Origin of the sequence: Archangium sp. (assembly GCF_036389735.1) — a bacterium.
GTDB lineage: Bacteria > Myxococcota > Myxococcia > Myxococcales > Myxococcaceae > Archangium.
Genome location: NZ_DASVWK010001010.1, coordinates 1 through 6741, shown reverse-complemented (window position 1 = coordinate 6741; position 6741 = coordinate 1). Strand labels below are relative to the sequence as shown.

Here is a 6741-nt window from a genome sequence, read left to right as displayed (position 1 = left end):
CTTCTGGCCGCGGGTGGGGTGCTCGCCTTCCTGGCTCTCCTCAACCGCTTCCAGGTGCGCAGTGGCCTCGTGTACGCCGTGGCCGGTGCGGTCCTCTGGTACTTCATCCACCACGCGGGCATTCACGCCACCATCGCGGGCGTCCTGCTCGGGTTGATGATTCCGGCGCGAGGGCACCGTCCCGTGCGAGAGGTGCTCGAGGCCCTGAAGGTCCACTCCGAGGAGCTGGTGAGGCGCACGCCCGAGGAGGGCATCGCCAATGAGGAACTCTTGCAGATTGAGGAGCAGATTGAAGACCTGGAGCCCCCGCTCAACCGCTTCGTTCACGCGTTCCACCCGTGGGTGGCCCTTGGAATCATGCCCGTCTTCGCGCTCGCCAATGCGGGGCTTTCGGTTTCGGGAATGAGCCTGGACAGCCTCGCTCATCCCGTCCTGCTCGGCTCTGCCGTGGGCCTCTTCTTCGGCAAGCAACTGGGCGTCTTCCTCTTCACCTTCGTCGCGATCCGGGGGGGCCTGTCCTCCATGCCTGGCAACGCCCCCATGTCCCAGCTCTACGGCGTCTCCATGCTCACGGGCATTGGCTTCACCGTGGCCCTCTTCATCGCCAACCTCGCCTTCGTGGCCGAGCCCGCACTGCTCGACCCAGCGAAAATCGGAATCCTCCTGGGCTCCCTGGCCTCCGGCGTCGCTGGTTATGGCCTCCTGCGCGTGTTGAAGCCCCGTGTCGCGGCCACCAGTCCCGTTACAGACCAGCAGGCATAGGTGGGCTCACCCCGCTTCAGTGAGGGATGGGCTGGTGGGCTCGTCGACCAGGGTGCCCCCACGTCCAACTCCTCGGCCATCGCGGTGAGGACATCCTGGGTAGCCACCAGCTGTGCTTTCGACATACGGGAGAGCACCCGCTGCACGGCGGCCTCCACCGTGTTGGCGGCAGGTACGTCCAGCGCACGGCCTGCTTCCGTGAGGAAGAAGAGCGCCTTGCGCGCGTCGAGAGGATCCGACCTGCGCGCGACGTGGCCACGCCTTTCGAGCCGCTTCAAGACTCCAGTGAGCGTGCTGGGGTGGCTATGGAGTAGTTGCGCGAGTCAGCCCGCGGTGATGCGGTGCCAGTCCGTTCCCCGTCGCGGGCATCTCCGCATGACGCCGGGGCACCGCTGCAAAGCGCCATGCCGGGCTGGCACTTTGCCAGGGGGCAACGGCACCCTTGCACTCCACGGAATGTTGGATGGCCTGGAGGCCGGGCACACAGGGGAGGGGACTTCGGGTAAAGGAATTCCCGCTGACTGGAGGGCACGCGACCTGGTGGCCTCGCAGAGGGTGGTGACATGCCCGGGGAGGGGCAGAGAGAGCGATGACGCCAAGCCTGCGAGGACAACGTGCCGGAAGTGCCGTGCTGCTGGGTCTGGTAACGCTCGCCACGGCGGGGGCGCTCGTCGCCGTCACCACCTGGATGGGGCGTGACAGTGTGCACCTGTGGCAGGCCGGCGAGAGCGTTCGGGCGGCGGAGGAATTGGAGGTCGCGCTTCTGCTGCACAGCCGGGAGCGGCGCCTCCTGGAGGTGACGGGTGAACCCGAGCACGCGCGCGCGATGCAGGAGGCCGAGGCGCAGGCCCACTTCTGGTTGCAGCAGGCCCGGGCCCATGTGGGAGGGACGCTCGAGGCCGAGCTCCTCGAGGAGGTGAATCGGGAGGTCGAGGCCTACTTCACTCGGGGGCGGACCGAACCTGACACCGCACTCCCGCGCGGAGCGTCTGACCCGACCCTCGGGGCGATTCTGGAGCTGACCGAGCGCCTTGTGCACCTCAACGTCACCGAGGCGCGCAACCGAATGGAGGAAGCACAACTCTGGGACCGTCGTGCCAACATCCTCGGCCTTCTGGCGGTCCTGGTGCTGCTGACGGGCGTCGGTGTGGTTCTCTGGGCCGAGCGGCGCTTCGTCTACCGCCCGGTGGCGCTCATCCAGCAGGCACTCGTGAGTTTTCGGCTCGGGGCTTCATGGACGCCGGCGCCCGAGGTCGGGGCCCAGGAGTTACGTGACATCGCCCATGCCTTCAACGACATGGTCGCCCGTCTGGAGCGACAGCGGGAGGCGCAGGTGAGTTTCCTGGCAGGGGTAGCCCACGACCTGCGCAACCCCATCCAGGCCCTGAAGCTGGCCGCGAGCGGGGCCGGCTCCGGAGGGCTTCCACCCGAGCGGGCTCAGCAGCGCCTCGCCTTGGTGGAGAGGCAGGTGGAGCGGCTGGGGCGCATGGTGGACGACCTGCTCGATACGACCCGCATCGAGGCCGGGCACCTGGAGCTCCAGTTGGGAGAGAACGACCTCACCGAACTTGTGAGGGAAGCCGTGGAGCTTCACCGGCCGGTGTCCGCCCGGCATGTCCTCGAACTCCAGGTGCCCGAGCATCCAGCCCCCATGCGCTGCGACGCGACACGGATTTCCCAGGTGCTCAACAACCTGCTGAGCAATGCCATCAAGTACTCGCCCGAAGGGGGAACGGTGCGCATCCGTGTCGTGCCGGTGGAGGATGGCTACTGCGTCGCAGTGACGGACACAGGGGTGGGTATCCCTGCCCCCGAGAAGGAGAGCATCTTCGAGCCCTTCCGCCGGAGCTCCTCCACGCGCGGAGCCATCCCAGGCGTAGGTCTCGGGCTGGCGGTTGCACGGAAGATCCTGGCGGCCCATGGCGGCTCGCTAGACGTCGAGAGTGAGCCAGGAAGAGGCTCGACGTTCTACGCGAAGCTGCCGCTGCCCCGCCAATGACGGCTCCGTTCACGGGCCCGGAGGGGCGGGCGGGGTCCACCCGGGCAAGGGGGCCAGGTGGGGCTGGGGGGCGTCGAACACGCGCCAGGTGTGCTGCTCCCCACCCGCCGAGTGGTTGGGCACGTGGCAATGCACGAGGAAGTCCCCAGCGGCCGGAGGAAAATCCCCGGTCCCGGTGGTGGAGAGGGTGAGGGTTCTCCCCGGGCTCAAGAGCTGGGGCGCCTCGAATGGAGAGCCGTGGGCCTGCCTCGCCCGTGGCCCCTGACGCCTGTCCCAGGCATGCAGGTGGTGGACGTGGAACTCCGCGCTCCCCGCGTGCACCACGCGCAGCTTGAGGGGCTCGCCCACGTACGAGCGGAGCCGCAGGGGGGCCGCTCTCACTCTGGAGGAGGCGGGTGGGCGCTCGTCGTCCTCTCGGGGGTCCTCCTCCCGCTCGAAGGAGGGCTGACTGCGGTAGTTGAGACCGAAGGCACCGGGCCGGAAGGGGCCCGCCATCTCGTCCTGCACGGGCAGGAGGGCTCCGCTGGTGGAGCGCACGTCCGCCACCTCCGGGGGGCCCATGGCGTGGTAGAGCAGCGCCATCTCCCGGAAGTCCTGGCCCGTTGGGACGTCGATAAGGGCCTCCCAACCACTGCCATCACGGAGCGGCTCGCCCGTGGTGGCACTGCGATACACGGCGCCAGCCGGCTCCAGGACAAGGGCGCCGAAGAGCCCGCGCGCCTCCCGTTCGCCACCGTCCTCCGAGTCGTGCATCAGGTAGACGCCCTCGGCCTCCGGCACCTCGGGCAGTGAGAGGACGTACGTGAGGCGCTGTCCAGGTGGGACGGACGTGCCCGGGACGAAGCCTCCTGCCCGCGCGGCGCCCCTCACGGTGACGCGCAGGCCCTCGATGCGCAGGGCCGCTGGCGCGCTGGGCAGACGGTTGGTGAAGTGAATGACGAGGCACTCCCCGAGGTTGGCGCGGAGCACCAACGGGAGGGGCGCCTGCTCCTGGAGCGATGACGGCTCCTCCTCGAGCGTGTACCTGAGGCCCTGGGGGACATGGTCCCCGTGCTCATTGAGCGGGAGGACGGCGGGGAGGGCGGCCACGGCGTACGTCCTCACGGGAGCCCCGGGAGCACATCCGTCCGTCCACTCCTCGAGGGGCCGCACGCCGGGAGGAGGGCTCCGTCCATCGGACCGCCAGGCGCAGGAGACTCCCAGCACCAGCAAGAGCCCCACCGGTGATGCGACAGCGCGCGCGCCGGGAGTGGCCCGCTTCGGACGACGGCGCAGCAGCAGCAGCGCCAGGGGGAAGACGGGCACCTGGAGCACCAGTGCATCCCGCGCTCCGGCCCACGCGGCCTCCGCTGGCGAGCCACCTTCCGACGCCTCGGGGGTGGAGGCGTCCGGAGCGACGGCCGCGCAGAGGAAGCGGCTCTCGTCGCCCACGTCCGAGCCCGTCGCGGAGACGGGCTGCCCCTCTGGCGCCGCCGGGGAAGGGGAGCGTGCGAGCTGCCGCTGGAGCAGTCCTCGGCCGGTACTCACCGCGAGCAGCAGGGGCAGGAAGCACAACGACAGGGTGGCGGCCGCCTTCACCGGGCTCCTGGCGCGCCGCGTGAGGAGCGATGCGGCCAGCGCCACGGGCAGCAGGAGCGCCGCGTCCCATGCGAGTCGGGCCCCCAGCGCGTCCGCTCGCGTGCCAAAGCCCCCCGAGAGCAGCCATAGCAGGCCCAGCTCCCAGCCGAGCAGGCCGAGCGTGAGGAGGACGGCGAGCACCCACCGGTTGCGTGCCATGCTCACTCCTTCGCCCGGAGGTTCACGAGGTAGCTGATGAGATCCGCCATCTCCTGGGGGGACAGCGTCTCTCCATACAGGGGCATGTTGCTGGTGGGCCGTGCACAGGTCGCCTGCCCCGCGCACTCCGAGGCGATGAAGGCACCCGGGTCGAGCAGGGACTCGTAGGCGTACTGCGCCACGCTCATGCCGACAACCCGCGTGGCGCCCACCCGGGCGAAGTTGCCCAGGTGTGGTCCGAGCCGGACGCCCCGTGGCTCCGCGGGGTTGCCATGGCAGGACGTGCAGGCGAGCCTTTCATGGAAGAGGGCCGAGCCCGCGGAGGCATTGCCCGGCGGGAGGTCTTCCACGCGCCGGGGCCAGCCCGGGGGGCCCTCGCCGAGGCTCTTGGGACGCCGGGTGGACAAGAGGAACGCGCGCTCCGTGTCGCGCACCCACTCCAGGCGCAGGGGGGCAGGAGTGCGCGGGACATCGAAGCCCACCGTCACGGACAGCAACTCCGAGGGGCGCACGGTGAGCGGGGTGGCGCCTCCCATCGAGGGCCGCCACTCCGTCCCCCGCGAGGACTCGGTGAGGCGCACCTCTCCGGAGGAGAACTCCAGCGGGACGCTCCGGGGATTGAAGACGGTGAATTCCACGGCGAGGCGGCGTTGCCCGGGTGCCGGTGCCCCTGGCAGGGCGGGTAGGGTGGCCGTGTCCCCATGGTCGGTCGGTTCGTGCAGCCAGACAGCCCGCTCCAACCGCAGCCGGAGCCCGCCCAGCTCGGCTTCCCTCCGAGGCTGGACGGCCCAGGCGCGGAGCGCGAGTGCGGCCCCGGCGACAGTGGCCAGCAGCGCGAGCCCGCATGCCAGCCATTTGCTCCCCGAGGGTGGATGCATGGTGGCTCCGGGCGGCTACGGCTCGTCCGAGCCCGGCGTGGAGATGGGGACGGAGAGGTGGACGGCGCCCGCCTTCTCGAAGTGCAGGGTGAGGGGGAGGCTCGTGGACGAGGCCTGGACGGCGTACAGCATGAGGTGCTTGCCCCCCGGCGCCAGCTCGACGCGCCCCCCCGCCGGGACCGCGAAGCCCTCGGGCCTCGGGTGCATCTGGAGCAACTCTCCCTGGGCGATGACCTCGTGCAGCTCCACCCGCGCGGCGGCTGTGGACTCGGCGGAGACGAGCCGATCCTCCTGGCCCGTGGGGTTCACCAGCGTGAGGTAGACGGCCCCGACGCGAGCCGGTGTCAGCCGCGCGCGGGCCTTCTCCACCCGGGTCCCGCTCGCGGGCGCGCCGTCCTCGGCCAGGAGGCGCTGGACCTCTTGCTGCAACCGCTCGACGGGCACCGTGTAGGGCAGGCGCGAGCGCAGCGCCCCCTGCTTGTCGACGAGGAAGAAGGCCCCCGTATGATCGACGGTGTAGGGCAGCTCTCCGGTGAACGGGCGATCCCGGTAGCGCTCGGCGTCCGGGTAGCGGCGGGAAGCGGTGACACGCCAGGCGGACAGCATGGGCGCGAGGGCCTCCGGCTCCAGGCGCAGGCCGGTGAAGCGCGGGTGGAAGGCGCGCACGTACGCGTCGAGTTGCTGGGCGCCGTCACGCTCCGGATCCACGGAGACGAAGACCACCTCCACGTCCCGAGCGGCGGTGCCCAGCCTTCCATGGAGGCGCTGGAGCTGGGACAGGGTGGTGGGGCACACGTCCGGGCAGGCCGTGTAACCGAAGGACAACACCACCACCTTTCCCCGTTGCTCGCTCAGCCGGAACAGCTCACCCGAGGCCCGAGGGGCCTCCAGTGCCGGAGCGGGCTGGACGGGCACCACCGCGAAGTCCTCGCCCCGGTCCTTGCGGCAACCGGCGGCGAGCAGCACGAGCGTCAGCACTGGCAGCAGGCGCCAGGCCCGTCCGCCCAACCCGTGGCCTGTTCGTCCTCCCATGTCGAGCCTCTCCTACCGGGCATAGGTAGGGGGCTGAGTTAAGGGGCCCGGCGCTGAACGGCGAGGTGCCCTGGAGGGCAGGCCTCTGTTGCCTTCAGCACTCCGCTACTTCTTCGGCAGCAGGGCGTCGTCGATCTCGCGGGCGCGGATGGAGGCGGGGCGCTGCATGATGCGTCCGACATAGCGCTCGAAGGCCGGGCGCTTCTCGATGGTGCCGAACTGCATGCCCCAGCCGAGCTGCGAGCCGACATAGAGGTCCGCGGCGGTGAAGCGGTCACCGACGAGGTAGTCGCC

General features: G+C 70.4%; 6 protein-coding genes and 1 pseudogene. 2 read left to right on the top strand and 5 right to left on the bottom strand.

Annotated features, from left to right (window positions below):
* Positions 1-762 (top strand): Na+/H+ antiporter NhaA (locus VF794_RS36045; protein ID WP_331117656.1); only part of this gene is annotated, 762 nt, incomplete at its 5' end.
* On the opposite strand, the pseudogene VF794_RS36040 reads toward VF794_RS36045, so the two are convergent.
* Positions 693-1085: pseudogene (locus VF794_RS36040) on the bottom strand (MarR family winged helix-turn-helix transcriptional regulator); the annotation flags it as partial. The gene VF794_RS36045 and the pseudogene VF794_RS36040 overlap by 70 nt on opposite strands.
* A 305-nt stretch (positions 1086-1390) precedes the next feature.
* Between VF794_RS36040 and VF794_RS36035 the strand changes: the two are divergent.
* Positions 1391-2761, top strand: a complete 1371-nt coding sequence (locus VF794_RS36035; protein WP_331117655.1) for a HAMP domain-containing sensor histidine kinase — start codon at positions 1391-1393, stop codon at positions 2759-2761.
* A 9-nt stretch (positions 2762-2770) separates the two neighbouring features.
* On the opposite strand, the gene VF794_RS36030 is transcribed toward VF794_RS36035, so the two are convergent.
* The 4 genes from VF794_RS36030 to VF794_RS36015 form a co-directional block, all read right to left on the bottom strand.
* On the bottom strand, positions 2771-4537 hold the full coding sequence (locus tag VF794_RS36030) for a multicopper oxidase domain-containing protein (protein ID WP_331117654.1): 1767 nt from the start codon (positions 4535-4537) through the stop codon (positions 2771-2773).
* 2 nt (positions 4538-4539) lie between these two features.
* Positions 4540-5415 carry a cytochrome c gene (locus VF794_RS36025; RefSeq protein WP_331117653.1) on the bottom strand — a complete coding sequence of 292 codons (876 nt, stop codon included), beginning with the start codon at positions 5413-5415 and terminating at the stop codon, positions 4540-4542.
* Between the two features lie 15 nt (positions 5416-5430).
* Complete coding sequence (locus VF794_RS36020; protein ID WP_331117652.1) at positions 5431-6447, bottom strand: SCO family protein; 1017 nt, start codon at positions 6445-6447, stop codon at positions 5431-5433.
* Positions 6448-6552: 105 nt separating this feature from the next.
* On the bottom strand, positions 6553-6741 hold a 189-nt coding region (locus tag VF794_RS36015; protein WP_331117651.1), incomplete at its 5' end, for a glutathione binding-like protein.